This is a genomic window from Marinobacter sp. ANT_B65, from assembly GCF_002407605.1.
GTDB lineage: Bacteria > Pseudomonadota > Gammaproteobacteria > Pseudomonadales > Oleiphilaceae > Marinobacter.
The window spans coordinates 580,782-602,674 of record NZ_NXGV01000002.1 but is presented as its reverse complement, the minus strand read 5'-3'; the positions used below and the strand labels follow the sequence as shown (position 1 = coordinate 602,674).

Genomic DNA, 21,893 nt, shown 5'->3' with positions numbered 1-21,893 from the left:
CTTTAAGTTAAAATCAGTTTGCCAGCAGTGCGGACAGATCAAGTTCTTTGACGTTCCCCGGCAGGGGCCCCTCGTGTCGCAGAGGTGCGATAGCGATGGCTTTGTCTCTCAATACCGATACGTCAGAATCCGGCGCAACTATGTGTCGGGAGCTGCGATCAAACCCAAGCCACCAGTAAGGCAGACTGCGGGCATCCTTCCCGGCCTGCAGTCGGGCCTGCTGGATGGACCCGGTAGACTGGTGACACAAACGTGCAGAGACAATGTCTTCGGCGTCGCAGGCAGGAAAGTTCACGTTCCAGGCCCGGATTTCACCTGGCTCCCACAGTTGCCGGATCACCTCCTCGCCAAAACGTTCTACGGGCGACCACTGAACACCGTCTCTGGATAAAAAGGCCTGGCTCAGGGCAATGGCAGGGACGTTCATATGACGGGCGCTGAGCACAGCACCCACCGTACCCGAATATTGCACCGAATCACTGATATTGGCCCCGCAGTTAACACCGGACAGCACCAGATCCGGAGGCGTTTCGCCAAACCACCGGGCGAGTGAATAGAGAACACAATCTGCCGGAGTGCCGGAGACTGAATAACGCTTATCGCCGGTTTCGTAGACTCGCAGAGGATCGTGGATAGAAATGCTCTGACCTGCACCGCTGCGGTCGTGCTCCGGAGCAACCACCCAGACCTCTTCCGCCAGGTTGCGAGCTATCTTTTCCAGCCTCGCCAACCCCGGGGCTTTGATGCCATCATCATTGGTTATCAGGATACGCCGCACGATAGGCCCGCTCATTTCTGCTCTCCCTCGCAGGCAATTTTCCAGCCCGTCTCAGCCAGAAGACTCGCACGTTTCCCCACTTCCAGAGCATTGGCATTGGCGGCATTACCATCCAGAGCACGTTTATAGACACCCTGAACGATAGAGGCTAACCGGAACAACGAAAACGCCAGATAAACATGCCAGTCTGCTATTTCTTCACGGCCAGTCCTGGCGCAGTAACGGGCAATGGTTTCCTGTTCATCCAGAACGCCCAGCGCTTCGAGATCTTCACCCTTCAATCCGCGCATACCTGGCATATCCGAAGGCAGATGATAAGGCAGACAGTAGTAGGCCAGATCCGCCAGCGGGTGTCCAAGCGTAGAAAGCTCCCAGTCCAGTATGGCAATCACTTCTGGCTTGTCAGGGGCCAGCATCAGGTTGCCAAAACGATAGTCCCCATGGGCAATTGCGCACTCGTCCGTGGAAGGAAGGTTTTCAGGCAGCCATGCCATAAGCTTGTCCATGGCGGGCATTTCGTCGGTTTTTGCAGCCAGATACTGTTTGCTCCAGCGCGCAACCTGCCGGGCCACGTAGCCTTCCGGACGACCATAGTCCCCAAGGCCTACTGCATTTACATCAACAGAATGCAGCTCCGCCAGGGTGTCGATCGCAGAGTAATGGGCCGGCAGCCGTTCCCGGCGATCCAGCGCCCGCAAGGCAGAGTGGCTGACAATGCGACCTTCCAGAAAGTCCATCACGTAAAAAGGGGTACCGATAATGTCGCTGTCTTCACACAGAACTCTGGCCTTGGGCACTGGCAGGGAGGTGTTGTCTGAAAGCGCACGAATAACCTTGTATTCCCGCTCGACCATATGGGCAGAAGGTAGTGTTTTCCCCGGCGGTTTTTTGCGCAGGACATAGCGTCCACTGTCACTGTCCAAAAGAAATGTAGGATTCGATTGGCCACCCTGAAACTGTTTTACAACAAGGCGATTGCCAAAATCCGGCATGGCTTGGCGGAGCCAGGACAAAAGTTTGGCTTCGTCGAATTTGTGGGCCGGAAGGACATCTACCAGCTCTGGGGTTATGCTCATTATTTTGTTGCCTTCATTTTTTGGGGGCAGCCTTACGCTGGGAGCGGCGGGCTGTGGGTGGTGATGCTTTCTTTCGGAAAAACAACTCGCTGCACTCAGACATTTTTTCCTGCAGAAAGCATCACCACCCACAGCCCTAGGCTTATTTTGGTTATTTCCCTGCTCAACAGATGGTTTCGCCGCCGTCGGCTACTATGGTTTGTCCGGTTATGTATGCGCTGGCTTTGGTTGACAGGAATACGGCCAGACCGGCGATATCTACCGGATCACCAATTCTTCTCAATGGGGTTTTGTCTTCTGCCCGCTTCACACGCACGGGATCTTCCCAGAGGGCTTTGGCAAAATCGGTTTTGATCAGACCAGGAGCTATGCTGTTGATACGGATGCCCTTCGGACCCCACTCCACGGCCAGGTTTCTGGCCAGTGCAGCTTCTGCCGCTTTGGACACACCGTAGGTACCGATAGTGGTGTTGCCACGAATGCCTGCGATGCTGGACAGCAGCACAACGGCACCTTCGCCCTTCTCTGCCATCTGCGGCAGTACCATACCGGTAAGCCAGAAGGTCCCTTTAACGTTGGTGTCCATAATCTTGTCCCAGGCCTCGTCAGTCATTTCCGAGGTTGGGCCATACACCGGGTTAGTGGCGGCATTGCATATGAGTACGTCGATAGCGCCCCAGGCTTCGTTTGTCTTGTTCACCAGGTTCTGCAGGTCGTCTTTTTTACCAACGTGGCAGGGTATGGCCATAGCCTCATACCCCTGGGCTTTCAGATCATTCGCAACCTGTTCGCAGACGTCGGCCTTGCGGCTGGAGATAACAACTTTCGCGCCCAGCCGGGCCATTTCTTCGGCAATTGAAAGGCCTATGCCCTTGGTTGAACCCGTGATCAGGGCTACTTTGCCGGTCATATCAAAAAGTGGATTGTTCATATCAAGATCCTCATGCTCGTTGGAGGGGCTGGCGGGAAGGCTCTCTTCCCGCCAGAGTTCCGGTTCGGTTAGCGATACTGGCGCATTTCGATTTTGGCGACCGAATCCAGATGCACCTCATCCGGACCATCCGCAAGTCTCAGCGTACGAACCTTGGCCCAGGCTGACGCAAGGAAGGTGTCCTGGCTCACGCCGGCCCCACCGTGTACCTGAATGGCACGGTCAAGTATCTTCAGCGCCATGCTGGGAGCAATCACCTTGATCATGGCAATTTCCTGACGAGCTACCTTATTACCGACGGTATCCATCATGTGAGCTGCCTTGAGCGTTAACAGACGAGCCTGCTCAATCTCGATACGGCTACGGGCGATGTCCTTACGGATAGAGTCAAAACCAGACAAGGGTTTGCCGAAAGCTTCGCGCTCGTTGGCACGCTTGCACATCAGTTCCAGCGCACGTTCCGCAACACCAATGGTGCGCATGCAGTGGTGAATACGTCCTGGCCCGAGGCGACCCTGGGCGATTTCAAAACCGCGCCCCTCACCCAGCAGAATATTACTGACAGGAACCCGTACGTTTTCGTAATGAATCTCCGCATGGCCATGGGGTGCGTGATCGTATCCGAATACAGTCAGCGGCCGGACCAGCTTTACGCCAGGCGCGTCCAGCGGTACCAGGATCATGGACTGCTGCTGATGCTTTGGCGCGGTTGGATCAGTCTTGCCCATAACGATGGCAATTTTACAGGTGGTAGTCATGGCACCTGATGACCACCATTTTTTGCCGTTGATCACATACTCATCGCCTTCACGACGAATTTCACAGGCAATATTGGTGGCATCCGAAGAGGCAACATCCGGTTCTGTCATGGAGAAGCAGGAACGGATTTCACCTGCAAGCAAAGGTTTCAGCCACTTTTCCTGCTGCTCTTCATTGCCGTAACGGGCGATGGTTTCCATATTGCCGGTGTCTGGAGCGGAGCAGTTGAATACTTCCGGAGCCATTTCGGAACGACCCATGATTTCGCAAAGATGAGCGTATTCAAAGTTGGTCAGGCCGGCGCCCAGATCGCTCTCAGGCAGAAACAGATTCCAGAGCCCCGCGGCCTTCGCCTTTGCTTTCAGCTCTTCAATGATCGGAACCGGAGCCCAGCGGTTCTCTGCCTTTCCAATCTGTTCGTGATGCGTGTGTTCATTGGGATAAATGTACGCATCCATAAAATCGTTCAACTGCACTTGAAGTTTTTTGGCTTTATCAGACAATTCGAACATCTCGGCTTCCTTTTATTGATATTGATTCGACGACCGGTCTTCGCAACCGAACAGTTTTTGTTTTAGGGATTGAAAGTCAGAGAGGAACGCCCTCTGGCTTATCACTGCCAGACCGGACCCGGAACGTACCTTCAGCGATGGCAAGGAGATTACCCTTATCATCATGAACTTCGCCGGTGCTGTTGAAGATTCGCGTACCACCTGCACGCTTTCGACCCGTCACCCGGATGGTTCCACCAGAACACTGGCCGGTGAAGGTAGTCGTCAGGGACAGGGTTATGGCTTTGCGCAGCCGCCCCGGAAAGGGGCAGTAAGTGCCAGCCTGAGCCATCGTAATATCAAGCAGTGACGTCAGCACACCCCCATGAATCACACCACCAAGATTCAGGTGTTTGGGCTGTAACTTCAGCTCCATGACTGCTTCGTTTTCTTCCCAGGAAACCTGTTGGTAACCAAGCAGATTATGAAAACCCGGCAATTCAGAGCTGTCGGCATAAAGGGGTTCTTGATTATTCATTACACTTTCATTCCTGGCAGGTTCAGGGAAGCCGTGTTGCCGCCATCCACCGGTAGCGCCTGCCCGGTGATATAACTGGCATCGTCACTGGCAAAAAACAGAATGGCAGCCGCAATTTCTTCCGGGTCGCCATAACGACGCAGTTCGCAGCGATTACCAAGTTTGTGGGCTTTTTCATTGGCGCGGGCGTAGTCGAATACCGCTTTCGTCATGCCTGTCTCAACAAGGCCCGGGCAGACTGCATTAACCCGAACGTTGCAATCACCAAGATCGCATGCAGCGGTCATGGTGAGGTTTATTACTCCGGCCTTGGAGGCGCTGTAGGCATTACCGCCGGCGCCAGAGCGGACACCAGCCACCGAAGCGGTGTTCACAATGGAACCGAGCTTGCGTGCCTGCATGTGAGGGGCCACATGCTTGATGAGCAACATGGTGCCAATCAGATTGACCGACAACACCTTGTCCCACTCGTCCCGCTCATTATCGGTTACCCGCGGGTAACCTTTCCCTGAGCTTGAAATACCGGCAATGTTGCAGAGGACGTCAATTTTCCCGAAGGCGCTGATGGTTTTGCTTACCAGTTCCTTCACCTGCGCCTCATCGGCAACATTCACGAGATGGCGAACGTATTCTGCACCTTCCGGCATCAGATTCTCGCTCTCAACCAGCCCCGACTCGGACGTATCCGCCATAACCACCCGCGCGCCTTCCCGCGCCAGCCGTATGGCGGTCGCGCGGCCTATGCCGCTGCCTGCCCCAGTGACAATAGCCACTCTGCCATCAAAACGCCCCATGCCGATGCTCCTTGTGTCTTTGATTTTGTTATTGCGTTATCGGTTTTGCTTTTACTTTAATTTGTCATGACTTCCACTTTTGAGTCAATATAAACGAAAACAAGTTTCACTAGTCAAAACACCATAGCAGCATAAGGAACAAAAATGAAAAGTAACCTGAACGAAATGCCGGTGTACGCACCCTTAATCCAGAATGAATCCATGGAAGCCATCGGGCACCGGATCCAGGAGTTTGCGAACAGCCGTGCTGATCACCCTGCGCTGATCAGCGAACAGGGCACCTTGAGCTGGCGGCAACTGCTTGACCGGATCAACCAGATTGCCAACCGCCTCAGAGATGCAGGGCTTCAGCCCGGCGAAGCAGTTGCCGCCTTATCGGAAAACAGCGCTGACTATGTCGCGCTCTATCTTGGCGCAATTACTGCCGGCGGCTGCATGGTGCCGCTTTCAGGTATGGCCAGTGCAGAAGCACTAAACCTTATGCTGTCCGATTGCTCCGCTCAGTTTCTGTTCGTGTCACAGAAAAACCGTGAGCTCCTGCAAAGCTTCCGCGCCGGGCTGAAGGAATTACCGGATGACCGGATTATTTCTCTGGATGCAGACAACGATGGTATTGGCAAAACACTGAACGACTGGCTGGCCAACGCCTCCACCGAGGCCCGGCCTGCAGATGTATCACTGGATAACCCCTTCAACATCATCTACAGCTCCGGAACCACAGGCACGCCCAAGGGCATCCTCCACGACTACCGGTTCCGGCAGCGGCAGATGTTGCGCATGAGTCGCTACGGGCTGGATGGAGAGGCCATTAACCTGGTTTCCACGCCGCTGTACTCCAACACCACACTGGTTTCGGTATTACCGACGTTATTTCACGGCGGAACAATCGTGATCATGGCCAAGTTCGATGCACGACGGTTTCTTGAGCTGGCAGAGACACATCGCGTCACTCACGCCATGCTGGTGCCTGTGCAGTACCAGAGAATCCTGGCTGACAAAGAGTTTGATCGCTTTGACCTTTCCAGTTTCAAGCTGAAACTGTGCACCAGCGCACCGCTGCGTCCGGAAATCATCGGAGATGCCATGGCACGCTGGCCTGGTAACATCCGCGAGGTGTACGGCCTGACCGAAGGCGGCATTTCCACCAGCCTCGACTGTGCGGCGTACCCGGACAAATGGAACACCGTGGGTCTGCCCACAGAAGGCGCTGAAGTACGTGTGATTGGCGAGGATGGCCAGGAACTGCCAAAAGGCGAAACAGGCGAACTCGTTGGCCGCGCAATTTCAATGATGCGGGGTTATGTGAACCGGCCTGAACAGACTCAGGAAATGCTGTGGACCAGCCCTGAAGGCGATGTGTTCTATCGCAGCGGAGATATGGGGCGAATCGACGAGGACGGTTTTATCCACATCCTCGATCGCCGCAAGGACATGATCATATCGGGTGGATTCAATATCTATGCGGTAGATCTTGAAAAAGCCCTGCTGGCTCACCCTGCAGTAGACGATGCTGCCGTTATCGGCATTCCCAGCGAACAATGGGGAGAAACCCCTCTGGGTCTTGTCGTTCTCAAGCCCGGACACAAGAATTCCGGGCCAGAGGTACTTGATTGGGCCAACAGCCAGCTGGGTAAAAGCCAACGCATCTCTGCTATTGAGCTCCGCGACGAGCTTCCCCGCTCCACCATAGGCAAAATTCTGAAGCGGGAGCTGCGCGCGCCCTATTGGCAGAATACCGCGATTTAAGCCCTCTCAGCGCCGGGCAGCTTATCCAGAGCGGCCCGGCAATCCTCAGACCTAAGACGCTCAGAAAATACTTCCCGTTCCCGCGCCAGAGCTTGTTCTACCTGCTCACGCCAGGGAGCCCGGATCAGTCGTTTGCTGGCCCGCAGCGCTTCGCGGGGCTTGGTTGCCAGACCTGCCGCAACGATCATCGCTTCAGCCAACGCCTGCCCATCATCCACAACCCGGCTTACGAGCCCACATTCTCTTGCTTCGTTACCATTGAGTACCTCGCCCAACAGCAGCAGGTCCGTGGTTCTGCGAGCCCCAAGGTGCAAGGGCATGGTAACCGTGGAGGCAGCCTCGGGAACCAATCCTAGATCCACAAACGCTGTTTTGAATTTTGCACTTTCTGCTGCAACCACCACATCCACGTGCAACAGCAAAGTGGTGCCTATGCCGATAGCCAGACCTTCAACCGCAGCAATTACCGGCGTGTCACTGTTGATCAGAGCTTCGATAAACACCAGCCCGGCGGAAGGCTTCGGGTTTTCATCCGTGGCGCGAGCGCGAAAATCATCCAGATCATTACCGGCGGTAAACACGCCTCCCGCACCGGAGATAACAATTGCGTTAACTGTTTCGTCATTGTTGGCACGAAATACTGCGTCACCTAACTGCTGGTACATATCCCGGGTCAGGGCATTCTTCTTCTCTGGCCGGTTGATAACAAGCTGGAGCACACCTTGAGACTGCTGAATTTCGATCATTGAACTATCCTTTTAGAAAGATTCTGATACCTAAGCTTAAAACATCCTATTGCAAAAACCCGATCTTGTGATAGATTCAGAAAACATAAATTCACCCTGCAGTCGTGAGTTCTGCACAGTGAAACAATAATAAGTACCATTACAACAACGAACGAGGCACAGCTATGAAACTCTTTGCCAAAGCACGCAAGACACTGACCGTTTACGCGTCAGCCCTGACTCTGGGCATTACTGCCGCCTTGAGTGCTGCACCCGTAGCCGCTCAGGAAACCTTCACCTGGAAAGTGCAGTCCCACTGGCCAGGCGCCAGCAGCTCCTACACCGACAGCCTCGTAAGACTGCAACGGGTTCTGGACGAGCGGACCGACGGACGCCTGAAGCTCAAACTTTACGAAGCTGGCGCACTGTTCAAGGCCCAGGAAACATTCAATGCGGTAAGCCGCGGCATCCTGGAAATGGGAACAATCTCTCCGGGCTATGCTCAGGATAAGGTTTCTCTTGCTGGTATCGCTTCCGGCCTGCCATTTGCGTTTCGTAACGTCTGGGAAGCCGCCTACTTCCACCAGGCCATGGGTTTCGAGCAAATGCTTCGCGATGAAGCTGCGGAACATGGCGTTTACTGGGCGACAGACAAGGTTTATCCCACCGAGATGGTTATCAAAAAGCCGATCAACAACTGGGATGATTTCACCAGTCTGAAGATCCGCTCCTCCGGCGCTCTGCAAAAATTCCTGACCGAAGCTGGCGCTGCAGCATCTTACATCCCGGGCAGCGAACTCTACTCTGCACTCGACTCAGGCATTGTTGACGGTGCCCACTGGGGCGCGGCTCAGGGTGCAGCCAGTATGGCTCTGTATGAAGTTGCCAAGTACCACGTTCAACCGGCCCTGAACATAGCTGGAACCGATGTCATCATTGTCAGCCAGAAGGCGCTGGACAAACTGCCGGAAGACATGCAGAAGATCGTCAAAGATGCGCTCAACGAGCAGTTCTGGATTCGTACCAACGAATACCTCTATAAAGAGCGTACAACTCTGGCCAAGGTCATTGCAGAACAAGGTGTTCAGGTAAACATTCTGCCGGACGAAGTTCAGGACAGACTGGTCCAGACAGCTCAGGCCATGTGGGACGAGGAAGGCAAGCGCAGCGACAACGCCAAGAAGGCGCTGGACATGCTGAAAAGCTACCTGGGTGAACTCGGCTACCTCTGAGCCGAAAGCCTGAATATGTAATAAAGGCCGGAGTCTTTCACCTCCGGCCTTTTTCTCCCTGAAAAACTTAACATCCTCCTGGAGAGTGCCATGAGTGTGCTGACTGCATTCATAAGAGGGGTTACCCGTCTTAATGACTTCGTCGGGCGCTGGATAGCCCTGCTTGTTTTCGCGATGTTCGCGTTCCTGTTACTGGAAGTGGGCTTCCGTTACCTGTTGAACACACCCACAGTCTGGACAAACGAGCTTACCCAGATGCTGTTCGGCGTTTATGCGGTCATGTCTGGAGGCTACATCATGGCCCACAGAGGCCATGTAAATGTGGACCTTCTGCACGCACAGCTGCCACCCCGAAAGCGGGCAGCAATGGACATAGTTACCTCTTTGATGTTCTTTATTTTTACCCTCGCCCTTCTGTGGTTCGGCATTGATATGGCGAGCGAATCCATAGCTGGCTGGGAAACGTCTTACTCAGCCTGGAACCCGCCCGTCTGGCCGGTCAAGCTTGCCATTCCCGTCGGAACAGGACTGCTGGTGCTACAGGGCCTGGCCAAGCTCCTTGAAGACATCGCCATTGCATTCAACCTGGATTACTACCGTCCGGATCAGAGCATTTCCGAAGGAGAGCAGTCGTGAGCATTGAAATCCTGACCCTCCTGTTTTTTGGTTCCTTGCTGTTCTTCCTGCTGCTTGGACTGCCACTGGCTTTTGTTCTTGGTGGCGTTTCGGTGGTCTTCCTCTATTTCACCTGGGGATTTGACTCCTTCTACATGGTGGCCTCACAGATCTGGGGCACGATGGAAAGCTTTACCCTGGTAGCTATACCCCTGTTTGTTTTCATGGCCATGGTGCTTGAACGAACCGGAGTCGCAAAGGATCTGTACCGGATGATGCACCTGTGGTTCGGCGGCCTTCGTGGCGGTCTGGCTATAGGAACCCTGGTCATCTGTGCTGTCTTTGCTGCCATGGTAGGAATAAGCGGAGCAGCAGTGGTTGCAATGGGGACTATCGCACTGCCCTCCATGCTGGAACGGGGCTATGACAGAAAAATGGCACTGGGCGTTATCAATACCGGTGGTGGCTGGGGCATTCTGATCCCACCCAGCATCCTGATGATCCTCTACGCCCTGATTACCGGTGTATCTGTAGGCCAGATGTTTGCTGCCGGCATTATGCCGGGGGTGCTACTGATGGTGCTTACCGTAACCTATATCGTGGTGCGCTCTACCCTCCAGCCGCATCTGGCACCAGCCCTGCCTCCGGAAGAACGGGGCACCTGGCCTGAGAAGCTACGCGCACTCAGAGCAGTACTGCTGCCCATCGGCGTAGTCTTCATGGTACTCGGATCCATTATTGGCGGTATTACTACACCAACAGAAGCCGCCGCCATGGGCGTACTCGGGTCCCTGATATCAGCGGCTGTATATCGCCAGCTCAAGTGGGGCATCCTGCAGGAAGCTGCTATCCGTACCTTCAAGCTCACCGGTATGATCATGTGGATCCTGTTTGCGGCACATGCATTCAGTGCGGCGTATCAAAGCATGGGCGCCCAGGATCTTATCGAAGGCATGATGCAGCATATCCCCGGCGGCCCCTGGGGTATCATCATTGCAATGATGGTGATCATATTCTTCCTGGCCATGGTGCTCGACCCGGTCGGTATCATGCTGATCACTCTGCCGGTGTTCATGCCGATCGTGAAATCACTGGGTTTCGACCCTATCTGGTTCGGCATCCTGTTCGTGATCAATATGGAAATCGGCTATAAAACGCCACCCTTCGGTTTTAATCTGTTCTATCTCAAAGGTGTAGTTCCACCGGGTATTACGATGAAGGACATCTATACCTCTGTCGTTCCATTCGTGATCATTGAGATACTGGCCATTGCCATCATTATGGTCTTTCCGGAAATCGCAACCTGGCTTCCAGGCGTGTTTTTCTGACCATCACTAACCCCACCTGAGCACTCGCAACGAGTGCTCAGGTGCCCCTGACGCCCAGCCGGTCAAGATAGACATGCAGCTCGGCCTCACTCATATCCACGTATTCAAGTACCCGGCCGTACAGCATGGCGGTAGGCACATTGCGCCCGTTCAGCTCTTTCTGGGTTTCATGTACAAGGTACAGAATCAGCCTCTCTGTGCGCGTCAGCCCATCACGCACATCCGGAATAACCTCCAGAACGGACTGCCACTCGTCAGGGCTCATATCAGCCCCATACGCAAACCATTGTCGTCTGCAAACCCAAAACAGGCATAAAGCACAGCAAACGTCATGCCTTGTCTTTCAGATCATGCCCGCCAACCTGCAGCTTCGGCCGGTCAGTATCCACTTCAGTCAGAGGAGAACATTCCCTCATGTTCTCCAGACACCTTTGTGTCAGAGCCTGGTATTCCCGGGTGCCGCGCTGCTTCCAGCTGACTTCCTTGTCGCTTAACTGGCGCAGCACCTTGGCCGGCGAGCCCACTATCAATGATGCTGGCTCGCAGCTGAAACCACTTTTCACAAACGCTGCGGCCCCTACAATGGAGCGCGTTGCAATCACGGCTTCGTCCATTACAACTGCATTCATCCCCACCATGGCGTCTTCTTCTATCTCGCAGCCGTGCAATATGGCCCCGTGACCTATGTGGCCGTTACGCCGGATAATGGCATCACGTCCGGGAAAGGCATGAACTACACAGGTGTCCTGCAGGTTTGCCCCCTCCTCCATCACAATGCGGCCAAAGTCACCACGTAAGGAAGCACAGGGCCCTACATAGCAATCGGGTCCTATATGCACATCGCCGATGACTACGGCAGTGGGATGCACGTAAGCCGATGGATGTACCACTGGCGTCACACCATCAATCCGGTAATAGGGCATAAAGCACTCCTTATAACGCGTTTGTTTTTTTGTATTTTAAGCTACATTTTCTGTATCAGAACAAATAATACCCAGTCTATACGCGGACAGAGCGCAACAGGCTCTGTTTCAGCCAGCTATAAGACTAAAGACTAACACGGAAAATAACCATAGAAATCATAATTCTACAGACAACTCTGTCAGCATCACAACAACGTGATACAAAAAATCAGTTTCAAATTCTTGACCGGTATCAATTCAAACCTATACTCTTTCCTGATATCGGACAAGGCTGAATACGGCCATTCGGGAGCTGTCCTGATCATCTTCAGGCTCACCGACAAACCATTAAAACAACGCAATGCCGGAATCGCTATGCCACAGATACTGCTCTCAGAAGGGCCGGATCAAGGCGTTCGTCTGTTAACGCTTAATCGCCCTGAAGCCATCCCGAAATCCAGACTAATTCCAAATACCCGCGCCAATTAACCAACGCGGGCTTCACTGCTATCACAAGGATTCTTCCATGACCGAGCAGAGTGTGCTTCTCGATATCGATCAGGGGATTGCAAAAGTAACCCTGAACCGTCCCAAGAGCCTCAACAGCTTTAACGTCGAAATGCATGAACAGATGCGTGCCGCACTGACAACCATCAGCAACGACCACACCGTACGCGTATTGCTGCTTACCGGTAACGGCCGCGGTTTCTGTGCAGGCCAGGATCTGTCGGATCGAAACGTAAAGCCCGGCGCCGAAGCCCCGGATCTGGGGTTCTCTATCGAGAACTACTATAACCCTCTGCTGCAGACCCTTCGGGATCTGCCCATGCCGGTGATCTGCGCTGTAAATGGTGTGGCGGCCGGAGCTGGCGCAAACATCGCTCTGGCTTGTGACATTACGATTGCAGCACGTTCTGCAAACTTTGTTCAGGCTTTTTGCAAGATCGGCCTCATTCCCGATTGCGGCGGTACCTGGACCCTGCCGCGTGCAGTAGGGATGGCTCGCGCAAAAGGCCTGGCCTTATTGGGTGACAAGCTGAGCGCCGAGAAAGCCGAACAGTGGGGCATGATCTGGCAGTGCGTGGAAGACGACGCCCTGCAGGATGAAGCCATGAAACTGGCTCGCCATTTCGCCACCCAGCCCACCAAAGGTCTGGCAATGATCAAGCGTGCCCTGCACGCAAGCGCCAATAACAGCTTTGAAGAACAGTCTCTGGTTGAACGGGATCTGCAGCGCCTCGCTGGTCGCACGGAGGACTACCGCGAAGGCGTTACCGCGTTCATGGAAAAGCGTGCTCCTGAATTCAAGGGGAAATAAGCATGCAGCCACTTACCACTGATATCTCTGTTGCGGTCATAGGCGCCGGCGCCATGGGTTCCGGCATCGCTCAGGTAGCCGCCCAGGCAGGCCACCGGGTTTTTCTGCTGGACCAGCGCGAAGGTGCGGCAGAAGCAGGTCGCCAGAGCATTGCCAGTCAACTGCAGCGCCGGGTCGATAAAGGAAAGATGGAGCAGGCTTCCCTGGACGCACTTCTTGCGCGCATCGAACCGGTCAACGAACTCAACGAACTTGCAGGCGCAGGACTGGTCATTGAAGCCATCGTTGAGGATCTGGAGATCAAACGCAGCCTGCTGGCAAACCTTGAGGAAGTGTGTGACGACAGCGCCATTCTCGCCACCAACACCTCGTCTATCTCTGTGACCGCTCTGGGTGCCAGAATGAAACATCCCGGGCGTCTGGTGGGCATGCACTTTTTCAACCCGGCACCACTGATGGCTTTGGTTGAAGTCATCAAGGGCCTGGCTACCAGCGACGAGATAGCACAAAGTGTTTATGCCACAGCTGCCCAATGGGGCAAGAAACCCGTTACTGCGACATCCACTCCCGGGTTTATTGTTAACCGGGTCGCACGACCTTTTTACGCTGAAAGCCTGCGTCTGCTGCAGGAACAGGCAGCGGACAGCGCAACACTGGACGCCATCCTGCGCGAAGCCGGAGGCTTCCGTATGGGCGCCTTCGAACTGACCGACCTGATCGGCCACGACGTGAACTACGCGGTCACCTCCTCGGTTTTCAATTCCTACTACCAGGACACCCGCTTTTTGCCTTCTCTGGTGCAAAAAGAGCTGGTTGAAGCCGGACGTCTGGGACGTAAGAGTGGCCAGGGGTTTTATAGCTATGCAGAAGGTGCGCAAAAACCTGAGCCAGTAACAGCAGCAGCGGTCAGCAGCGAGGCCAGTACGCTTGTTGTAGAGGGCAACCCGGGGCCTCTGGCGGCACTGATAGCGCGCCTGAAAGAAAGCGGCCTCAACATCATTGAACGCGACGGCCCGGGCCGCCTGCGTTTCGGCGAGGCCGTTCTGGCACTGACCGATGGCCGCATGGCAACTGAGCGCGCCACTGCAGAAGCCTGCAACAATCTTGTTCTTCTGGACCTGGCATTTGATTATGCCAAGGCCAGCCGTCTCGCTATTGCCGCTGCCGATCAGGCGCCCTTACAGGCAGTAGCTGACGCCTGCGCCCTGCTGCAAAGGGCCGGCATTGCCGTGAGTCAGGTCGCCGACCGTCCGGGCCTTGTGATTATGCGCACTCTTGCAACTCTGGCCAATGAGGCTGCCGACGCGGCTCTGCACGGAGTGGCTTCTGTCAGCGATATCGATCTTGCCATGAAAGCCGGCCTGAACTACCCCGAAGGCCCACTCCGCTGGAGCGACAACCTGGGGTTCAGCCTTGTTCATAGAGTTCTGACAAACATCCAGCAAAGCTATGGCGAAGACCGATACCGGCCGGCATTGCTGCTGAGGAAAAACCGGTTCGCTGAAAAAGGGTTCTATTCATGAGCAACGAACATCACACACCCGATGCGCAAAAACTGGCGCAGGACTGTGCCGAATCCATGTACCAGCGTGACGCGGCCAGTCGCAACCTGGGCATGAAAATAACCCACGTGTCCCCGGGGAAAGCCACTGTCACCATGCCCGTCACCAGCATCATGATTCAGGGCCACGGCTCCTGCCATGGAGGCTATCTGTTTACCCTGGCCGATTCCGCGTTTGCCTTTGCCTGCAACAGCTACAACAAAGCCACAGTGGCATCAGGCTGCTCCATCGATTACATGCTCGGCGCCCGCGAAGGCGACCTGCTTACAGCCAATGCAGTTGAGCAGTCCCGAGGCAACCGCACCGGCGTATACGACATCACTGTCACCAACCAGAACGGCCACGTGATTGCCCTGTTTCGCGGCAAATCCTATCAGGTACGCGGCGAAGTCATTCAGTCGGAGAACGATCAATGAGTAACGAAAAACGCTTGCAAGATGCCTATATAGTGGACGCAGTACGCACGCCAATCGGCCGTTACGGCGGTTCCCTTGCAACTGTACGCGCCGACGACCTGGGCGCCATTCCTATCAAGGCGCTGAAAGACCGCTACAGCGAGCTGGACTGGACCGCCATCGACGACGTGCTTTACGGCTGCGCCAACCAGGCGGGTGAAGACAACCGCGATGTAGCCCGCATGTCGCTGCTGTTGGCCGGCTTGCCGGTTGATGTCCCGGGCAGCACCATAAACCGCCTTTGTGGTTCCGGCATGGATGCCATTGGCAGTGCCGCACGTGCACTGCGTACAGGCGAAGCTGGCCTGATGCTGGCCGGCGGTGTGGAGTCCATGTCCCGGGCTCCTTTCGTTATGGGAAAAGCAGACTCTGCGTTCAGCCGCAAAGCTGAAATGTTCGATACCACTATCGGCTGGCGTTTTGTTAACCCTCTGCTGAAGAAACAGTACGGCATTGATTCCATGCCGGAGACTGCCGAGAACGTCGCTGCCGACTTCAATATCAGCCGGGAAGACCAGGATGCCTTTGCAGTGCGCAGTCAGCAACGTACCGCTGCAGCCCAGAAAGCAGGCCGGTTTGACAATGAAATCGTACCGGTGAGTGTCCCCCGCCGCAGGCAGGACCCGCTGATCGTTGATACCGACGAGCACCCCCGTGAAACCAGTCTGGAAAAGCTGGCAAGCCTGGCCGCCCCCTTCCGTGAGAACGGCAGTGTTACCGCGGGCAATGCCTCCGGTGTAAACGACGGTGCCTGCGCCCTGCTGCTGGCCAGCGGCGATGCTCTTAAACAGCACAATCTCAAACCCCGCGCCCGGGTCGTTGCCATGGCAACTGCTGGCGTTGAGCCGCGCATCATGGGTATGGGCCCGGCTCCCGCCACCCGCAAAGTGCTGAAGACTGCCGGGCTGGAACTGGCCGATATGGATGTGATCGAGCTGAACGAAGCTTTCGCCGCCCAGGCTTTGGCCGTGCTGCGCGACCTGGGTCTGCCGGATGATGCCGAACATGTGAACCCCAATGGCGGAGCCATTGCCCTGGGCCACCCTCTGGGTATGAGCGGTGCGCGCCTTGTGACTACAGCACTGAATGAACTGGAACGTCGCCATCAGCAAGGCCAGAGCGCCCGCTATGCTCTGTGCACCATGTGCATTGGCGTAGGCCAGGGCATAGCGCTGATTATCGAACGCGTAGACAGCGCTGAGTAATAGCTGAAGCAGCCCGGAGAATTCCGGGGCCGTGACACAAACTGAAGCTGCTCCGGCGGTATGCCGGAGCAACAAGAACAAGACAGGAAGCAAACATGAGCCTACCCATGCAGAAACTCGGAAAACTGGACCGGATGGAAACCGCCAGTGTCGACGAACTCCGTCATGAGCAACTTCAGCGCCTGCGCTGGAGCGTTTGGCATGCCTATACAAACGTGCCCCATTACCGCAAGGCGTTTGACGCTATTGGCCTGAAGCCAATGGATATAAAAAGCCTGGAAGACATAGCCAAAATTCCCTTTACCGGTAAAAACGACCTTCGGGAAAACTACCCGTTCGGCATGTTTGCAGTGCCAATGAAAGAAGTCGTCCGGGTTCACGCGTCCAGCGGTACCACCGGAAAACCCACTGTTGTGGGCTACACCCAGAGCGACATTGAAACCTGGGCAGATATAGTTGCACGTTCTATCCGCGCTGGTGGCGGCAGTGCCGGAGACAAAATTCATATTGCGTATGGCTACGGCCTGTTCACCGGTGGTCTCGGCGCCCATTACGGCGCCGAGCGTCTGGGCTGTACCGTGATTCCCATGTCTGGCGGCCAGACCGAGAAACAGGTTCAGCTGATCAAAGACTTTGAACCCGACATCATCATGGTCACACCTTCCTACATGCTGAACATTGCTGATGAACTGGATCGTCAGGGCATTGATCCCAGAAAACTGCCGTTGCGACTGGGCATTTTCGGCGCAGAGCCCTGGACCAACGAAATGCGTACAGAACTGGAAACCCGCCTGGGCATTCAGGCTCTGGATATCTACGGTTTGTCTGAGGTAATGGGCCCCGGCGTAGGTATGGAGTGCCTGGAAACAAAAGATGGCCCGACCATCTGGGAAGATCATTTCTACCCGGAAATCATCAATCCGGAAACCGGTGAAGTGCTGCCTGACGGCGAGTACGGTGAACTGGTATTCACCTCCCTCACCAAAGTAGCCATGCCAGTGCTGCGCTACCGCACACGAGACCTCACCCGCCTGCTGCCAGGCACAGCCCGTCCGATGCGCCGTATCGACAAAATCACCGGGCGCAGTGATGACATGCTGATTATTCGTGGCGTGAACGTGTTCCCCACCCAGATTGAAGAGCAGGTACTGAAGTGCCGTTCACTGGCACCCCACTACGAAATCGAAGTGTACAAAGAGGGAAATCTGGACTGCGTTGATGTCCGGGTCGAGCTGAAACTGGAAGCAGAAGGAGCCGGCATAAAGGAAAGCGCAGCCAAAGAACTGGCTCACCATATCAAGTCGTATATCGGCATAAGCACAAAAGTACATGTGCAGGATGCGGGAACCATGAACCGCTCTGAGGGCAAAGCCAAGCGAGTATTTGATCGCCGCAAGGACTAAAACCCACGGATCCGGGGCGGGCAGCAGCTACGCTCCGGAAATTTATTTTTCTTCAGGCTTTAACAGATCAAAAAAATATCATTAATAAACTCACGTTAATTGTTTCGTTTCAATGAGTTAAATGACCAACAAAAACCCATACAAGCGAACATGATACAAAATACGTTTCCTTGATATTTATTCAGTATCATATAGTATGAAGATATCGCCCGTGATCCGTCACGGCGCCCTGCTGCACAACTCCAGCAGACCAAAACAAGCCAGATTCGGAGAGAGAGTTATGTACGCACAGCTCGTTGATACCGGCACCAAGCGCCTCAAGACCCTGGAAGAAATGTCTCCCGAAGAGCGGGATTTCCAGGAAAAGGTAGACGCCGAAATCAAGATTGAAGCCAAAAACTGGATGCCAGACGGCTACCGCAAAACCCTGATTCGCCAGATTTCCCAGCACGCCCACTCAGAAATTGTCGGCATGCTACCGGAAGGCAACTGGGTTACCCGTGCACCCACGCTGAAGCGCAAGCTGCAGCTTATGGCCAAAATTCAGGACGAAGCGGGCCACGGCCTGTACCTGTATAGCGCCATGGAAACGCTGGGCGCTGACCGGGATGAGGAAATCCAGAAGCTGCACGACGGCAAGGCTAAATATTCCAGCATTTTCAACTATCCGACACTGAACTGGGCCGATATGGGTGCAGTTGGCTGGCTCGTTGATGGTGCAGCCATTGTGAACCAGGTGGTTCTTCAGCGAACGTCCTACGGCCCGTACTCCCGCGCCATGGTCCGCATCTGTAAAGAAGAAAGTTTCCACCAGCGTCAGGGTTACCAGATCCTGCTGGACATGATGCGCGAAGGCACGCAAGAGCAGAAGGATATGGTACAGGACGCAATCAACCGTCTGTGGTGGCCGGCGCTGATGATGTTCGGTCCGCACGACGATGAGTCCCCCAATTCCCAGCAGTCCATGGTCTGGAAGATCAAACGCAAGAGTAACGACGAACTGCGCCAGATGTTCATTGACCAGACAATTCCACAACTTGAATTCCTCGGTTGCACCGCACCCGATCCGGATCTGAAGTGGAACGAAGAAACAGGTCATTACGACTTCGGCGACATCAACTGGAAAGAGTTCTACGACGTGCTGAAGGGCGATGGCCCTTGCAACCGTGAACGCCTGGCCACCCGTCGCAAAGCAATTGATGAAGGTGCCTGGGTACGGGAAGCCGCCGTTGCCTACGCAGCAAAACAAAAACAGCGCGCAGCCGCGTAAACAGGAGAAACAACCATGTCTGAATGGCGCCTCTACGAAGTATTCGTTCGCAGCAAGCACGGCCTGAACCACAAACACGTTGGCAGCGTTCACGCCGCCGACAATGAAATGGCCATGGAAAACGCCCGTGATCTTTACACCCGCCGCAGTGAAGGGGTAAGCATCTGGGTGGTTCCGTCGGACACCATCACCGCCTCTGCCTCTGATGAAAAGGAAGTTCTGTTTGATCCATCAGAAGACAAGGTGTACCGACACGCTTCCTTCTACAAACTGCCCGACGAAGTCGGGCACATGTAAGGAGAGCATCCAATGACCGAACAACAAGCTCTGCAGGACTACCTGCTACGCCTTGCGGATTCAGACATGATTCTGAGTCAGCGACTTTGCGAACTGTGCGGCAAAGCGCCAGCTGTAGAAGAAGAACTGGCACTGATGAACGTCGCGCTGGATCTGGTGGGGCAGGCCCGCAACTGGTACGAATACGCCGCTGAACTGATCGACGACGGTCGTGATGCAGACAAGCTCTGCTTCCTCCGGGATGCCCATGACTATCGCAACCTGCTGATGGTCGAGCAGCCAAATGGTGATTACGCAGTCACCATGGCGCGCCAGTTTTTCTTCGATGTGTGGCACTACTTCACAATGAAGAGCCTGGAAAATGCCAAAGACGAGCGCATTGCCAACATCGCAGCAAAGGCTGTCAAGGAAGCGACCTATCATCTGCGGCGCTCCTCTGAGTGGGTCAAGCGCATGGGCGACGGTACCGAAGAAAGCCATCGTCGCATTCAGGATGCCTTCGATCTGCTTTGGCGCTTCACCGGCGAACTGGTAACTCCGGACGATATCGACCACGCCATGTTCAAGGCCGGCATAGGCCCTGATCCTGAGCAGCTGAAGCAAGACTGGTTTGGAATGGTGCGTGAAGTAGCAGCCCAGGCCACTCTTACAACTGGTGCAGAAGACGCCTGGATGTACATGGGTGGAAAGCGCGGCGTTCACACAGAACACCTGGGGCTCATCCTGGCCGAGATGCAGTTCCTGCCTCGCGCCTACCCGGATGCGACCACCTGGTAAGTCCGTCTGCTATAGGGAGCACCTCCGGTGACTGAACGTGAACCATCGTCTGTAGACGTATTGATTGCCAGCGACCGGGTACCGGCCAACGCCCACCCGGAACTGCTGACAGAAGATGCCATATGGGAGCTTCTGGACAAGGTTCTGGACCCGGAAGTGCCCGCAGTCAGTGTTGTGGAACTGGGCATCGTGCGCGGCATTAGCTGGGATGGAAAACATCTGAGTGTAGATGTAACACCAACCTACTCCGGCTGCCCCGCAACCGAGCTCATTGAAGAGCTGATCGCCGAAGCCCTGCGCGCAGCCGGCATTCGCGACCCACACATTAACCGCGTGCTGACACCCGCGTGGACGACTGACTGGATAACCGATGAAGGCCGGGAAAAACTGAGGGTATTTGGCATAGCTCCACCCCAGGGCAGTGCCAGCAAAATGAGCCTGCTGGGTGCTGATGAGGTGATTGCCTGCCCGCTCTGTGGCAGCGAGCACACCGAACGCATCAGCGAATTCGGCTCCACTGCCTGCAAGGCGCTTTATCGCTGTCGTGATTGCCTTGAACCCTTCGACTACTTCAAATGCATATAGAGCCGATACGATCATGAATAAATTCTACTCGCTGGCCCTCAAAGAGGTCAGGCCGGAAACAAGAAACGCCGTATCCCTTAGCTTTGACCTGCCCGCCGATGTGGCAGAAAAGTTCAAGTACAAGCAAGGTCAGCACATTGTCGTTCGTACCAACCTGGACGGCGAAGAAGTGCGCCGTACCTACTCCATCTGCACCAGTGTGAATGACGAAGAGCTGCGCATAGCCGTTAAACGCGTGCCCGGCGGAGTGTTTTCCAGTTTTGCCAACGAACAACTGAAGCCCGGATCCACTCTGGACGTCATGCCGCCGCAAGGCCATTTCTCCATTGATCTGGATCCGGAACGGGAAGGCAACTACCTGGCAGTGGCTGCCGGTAGTGGTATCACCCCGATTCTGTCTATTGTGAAAACCACACTGGAAGCCGAACCGAAAAGTCAGGTCACCCTGTTCTATGGTAACAAGGGCACCAGCAGCACCATGTTCCGCGATCAGCTGCAGGACCTGAAAAACGAATATATGACCCGTTTCAACCTGGTGTATATCTTTACCCGGGAAGAACAGGACATAGATCTGTACAACGGCCGCATTGATGCCGGGAAATGCGACCAGCTGTTTGATCACTGGATCGACGCCAAAAACCTCACCGCGGCTTTCCTCTGCGGGCCGCAGATGATGACCGAAACCGTGCGTGATTCGCTGGTTCGCCATGGTCTGGAAAAAACAAAGGTGCACTACGAGCTGTTTACACCAGCCGGTGGAGCTCCGCAGTCCCGCAAAGACCGGGCTGAAAACAAAGTAGACCCTCAGGCCGTCAGCGTTGTAACTGTCAAAGCCGATGGCCGCTCGCTGACTTTTGAGCTGGTCCGCGATACCAAGAGCATCCTTGATGCAGGTAATGACGAAGGCGCTGACCTGCCATACTCCTGTAAAGCAGGCGTTTGCTCCACCTGCCGCGCAAAAGTGGTGGAAGGCGAAGTGGAAATGGACCAGAACTTTGCCCTGGAAGACTACGAAGTAGACGCCGGCTACGTTTTGTCGTGCCAGTGCTACCCCGTCAGTGACAAGGTCGTCCTTGACTACGACGAAATGTGATTCTGGAGTTTTC

At 54.9% G+C, this 21,893-nt stretch carries 23 protein-coding genes; 14 read left to right on the top strand and 9 right to left on the bottom strand.

From position 1 onward, the window contains the following. Nucleotides 1–13: 13 nt before the first annotated feature. From surE to CPA50_RS12860, 6 genes are all read right to left on the bottom strand, one after another. Nucleotides 14–793 carry a 5'/3'-nucleotidase SurE gene (gene surE / locus CPA50_RS12885; RefSeq protein WP_096782909.1) on the bottom strand — a complete coding sequence of 260 codons (780 nt, stop codon included), beginning with the start codon at nt 791–793 and terminating at the stop codon, nt 14–16. After that, nucleotides 790–1,854, bottom strand: a complete 1,065-nt coding sequence (locus CPA50_RS12880; RefSeq protein WP_096782908.1) for a phosphotransferase — start codon at nt 1,852–1,854, stop codon at nt 790–792. Before CPA50_RS12880 ends, surE begins: the two co-directional genes overlap by 4 nt. A gap of 163 nt (nt 1,855–2,017) precedes the next feature. Beyond that, a complete protein-coding gene (locus CPA50_RS12875) occupies nt 2,018–2,785 on the bottom strand; it encodes an SDR family NAD(P)-dependent oxidoreductase (protein ID WP_096782907.1) in 768 nt (255 codons plus the stop codon). Nucleotides 2,786–2,853: 68 nt separating this feature from the next. After that, nucleotides 2,854–4,056, bottom strand: coding sequence for an acyl-CoA dehydrogenase family protein (locus tag CPA50_RS12870; RefSeq protein ID WP_096782906.1), 1,203 nt, complete (start codon nt 4,054–4,056; stop codon nt 2,854–2,856). Between the two features lie 76 nt (nt 4,057–4,132). Beyond that, nucleotides 4,133–4,573 carry a PaaI family thioesterase gene (locus CPA50_RS12865; RefSeq protein ID WP_096782905.1) on the bottom strand — a complete coding sequence of 147 codons (441 nt, stop codon included), beginning with the start codon at nt 4,571–4,573 and terminating at the stop codon, nt 4,133–4,135. Continuing rightward, nucleotides 4,573–5,367 (bottom strand): SDR family NAD(P)-dependent oxidoreductase, encoded by a 795-nt coding sequence (locus CPA50_RS12860; protein ID WP_096782904.1) that lies wholly within the window; start codon nt 5,365–5,367, stop codon nt 4,573–4,575. The genes CPA50_RS12865 and CPA50_RS12860 overlap by 1 nt, the downstream gene beginning before the upstream one ends. 144 nt (nt 5,368–5,511) lie before the next feature. On the opposite strand from CPA50_RS12860, the gene CPA50_RS12855 reads away from it, so the two are divergent. Continuing rightward, nucleotides 5,512–7,113 (top strand): class I adenylate-forming enzyme family protein, encoded by a 1,602-nt coding sequence (locus CPA50_RS12855; protein WP_096782903.1) that lies wholly within the window; start codon nt 5,512–5,514, stop codon nt 7,111–7,113. Here CPA50_RS12855 and CPA50_RS12850 read toward each other — a convergent pair. Then, complete coding sequence (locus tag CPA50_RS12850) at nt 7,110–7,859, bottom strand: enoyl-CoA hydratase-related protein (protein ID WP_096782902.1); 750 nt, start codon at nt 7,857–7,859, stop codon at nt 7,110–7,112. The genes CPA50_RS12855 and CPA50_RS12850 overlap by 4 nt on opposite strands. 164 nt (nt 7,860–8,023) lie before the next feature. On the opposite strand from CPA50_RS12850, the gene dctP reads away from it, so the two are divergent. The 3 genes from dctP to CPA50_RS12835 all read left to right on the top strand — a co-directional run bounded on the left by dctP (nt 8,024) and on the right by CPA50_RS12835 (nt 11,013). Then, complete coding sequence (dctP, locus tag CPA50_RS12845) at nt 8,024–9,070, top strand: TRAP transporter substrate-binding protein DctP (RefSeq protein WP_096782901.1); 1,047 nt, start codon at nt 8,024–8,026, stop codon at nt 9,068–9,070. 90 nt (nt 9,071–9,160) lie between these two features. Next, nucleotides 9,161–9,706, top strand: coding sequence for a TRAP transporter small permease subunit (locus CPA50_RS12840; protein ID WP_096782900.1), 546 nt, complete (start codon nt 9,161–9,163; stop codon nt 9,704–9,706). After that, nucleotides 9,703–11,013, top strand: coding sequence for a TRAP transporter large permease (locus tag CPA50_RS12835; protein ID WP_096782899.1), 1,311 nt, complete (start codon nt 9,703–9,705; stop codon nt 11,011–11,013). Before CPA50_RS12840 ends, CPA50_RS12835 begins: the two co-directional genes overlap by 4 nt. A gap of 37 nt (nt 11,014–11,050) precedes the next feature. Here CPA50_RS12835 and CPA50_RS12830 read toward each other — a convergent pair whose 3' ends face one another. Both CPA50_RS12830 and CPA50_RS12825 read right to left on the bottom strand, forming a co-directional pair. Next, on the bottom strand, nt 11,051–11,278 hold the full coding sequence (locus tag CPA50_RS12830) for a hypothetical protein (RefSeq protein ID WP_096782898.1): 228 nt from the start codon (nt 11,276–11,278) through the stop codon (nt 11,051–11,053). 64 nt (nt 11,279–11,342) lie between these two features. Further along, nucleotides 11,343–11,936 carry a phenylacetic acid degradation protein PaaY gene (locus CPA50_RS12825; RefSeq protein ID WP_096782897.1) on the bottom strand — a complete coding sequence of 198 codons (594 nt, stop codon included), beginning with the start codon at nt 11,934–11,936 and terminating at the stop codon, nt 11,343–11,345. Between the two features lie 505 nt (nt 11,937–12,441). On the opposite strand from CPA50_RS12825, the gene paaG reads away from it, so the two are divergent. The 10 genes from paaG (at nt 12,442) to paaE (ending at nt 21,880) form a co-directional block, all read left to right on the top strand. Further along, the gene (gene paaG / locus CPA50_RS12820) at nt 12,442–13,233 is read left to right on the top strand and encodes a 2-(1,2-epoxy-1,2-dihydrophenyl)acetyl-CoA isomerase PaaG (protein WP_096782896.1); all 792 of its coding nucleotides are present in this window, start codon (nt 12,442–12,444) and stop codon (nt 13,231–13,233) included. 2 nt (nt 13,234–13,235) lie between these two features. After that, nucleotides 13,236–14,756: a 3-hydroxyacyl-CoA dehydrogenase PaaH gene (paaH, locus tag CPA50_RS12815; protein ID WP_096782895.1), complete on the top strand. Its 1,521-nt coding sequence runs from the start codon at nt 13,236–13,238 to the stop codon at nt 14,754–14,756. Next, entirely contained in the window at nt 14,753–15,211 is a 459-nt protein-coding gene (paaI, locus tag CPA50_RS12810; RefSeq protein WP_096782894.1) for a hydroxyphenylacetyl-CoA thioesterase PaaI, read from the top strand. The genes paaH and paaI overlap by 4 nt, the downstream gene beginning before the upstream one ends. Next, complete coding sequence (gene pcaF, locus CPA50_RS12805; protein ID WP_096782893.1) at nt 15,208–16,455, top strand: 3-oxoadipyl-CoA thiolase; 1,248 nt, start codon at nt 15,208–15,210, stop codon at nt 16,453–16,455. The genes paaI and pcaF overlap by 4 nt, the downstream gene beginning before the upstream one ends. A 95-nt stretch (nt 16,456–16,550) precedes the next feature. Then, nucleotides 16,551–17,858 carry a phenylacetate--CoA ligase PaaK gene (gene paaK, locus CPA50_RS12800; protein WP_096782892.1) on the top strand — a complete coding sequence of 436 codons (1,308 nt, stop codon included), beginning with the start codon at nt 16,551–16,553 and terminating at the stop codon, nt 17,856–17,858. Between the two features lie 280 nt (nt 17,859–18,138). Then, nucleotides 18,139–19,128: a 1,2-phenylacetyl-CoA epoxidase subunit PaaA gene (paaA, locus tag CPA50_RS12795; RefSeq protein WP_096782891.1), complete on the top strand. Its 990-nt coding sequence runs from the start codon at nt 18,139–18,141 to the stop codon at nt 19,126–19,128. Nucleotides 19,129–19,143: 15 nt separating this feature from the next. After that, nucleotides 19,144–19,425, top strand: coding sequence for a 1,2-phenylacetyl-CoA epoxidase subunit PaaB (paaB, locus tag CPA50_RS12790; RefSeq protein ID WP_096782890.1), 282 nt, complete (start codon nt 19,144–19,146; stop codon nt 19,423–19,425). Between the two features lie 12 nt (nt 19,426–19,437). After that, nucleotides 19,438–20,202, top strand: coding sequence for a 1,2-phenylacetyl-CoA epoxidase subunit PaaC (gene paaC / locus CPA50_RS12785; RefSeq protein ID WP_096782889.1), 765 nt, complete (start codon nt 19,438–19,440; stop codon nt 20,200–20,202). A gap of 27 nt (nt 20,203–20,229) precedes the next feature. Next, nucleotides 20,230–20,787, top strand: a complete 558-nt coding sequence (gene paaD, locus CPA50_RS12780) for a 1,2-phenylacetyl-CoA epoxidase subunit PaaD (protein ID WP_096782888.1) — start codon at nt 20,230–20,232, stop codon at nt 20,785–20,787. Nucleotides 20,788–20,800: 13 nt separating this feature from the next. Continuing rightward, nucleotides 20,801–21,880: a 1,2-phenylacetyl-CoA epoxidase subunit PaaE gene (gene paaE / locus CPA50_RS12775; protein WP_096782887.1), complete on the top strand. Its 1,080-nt coding sequence runs from the start codon at nt 20,801–20,803 to the stop codon at nt 21,878–21,880. The last annotated feature ends 13 nt before the right edge of the window (nt 21,881–21,893 follow it).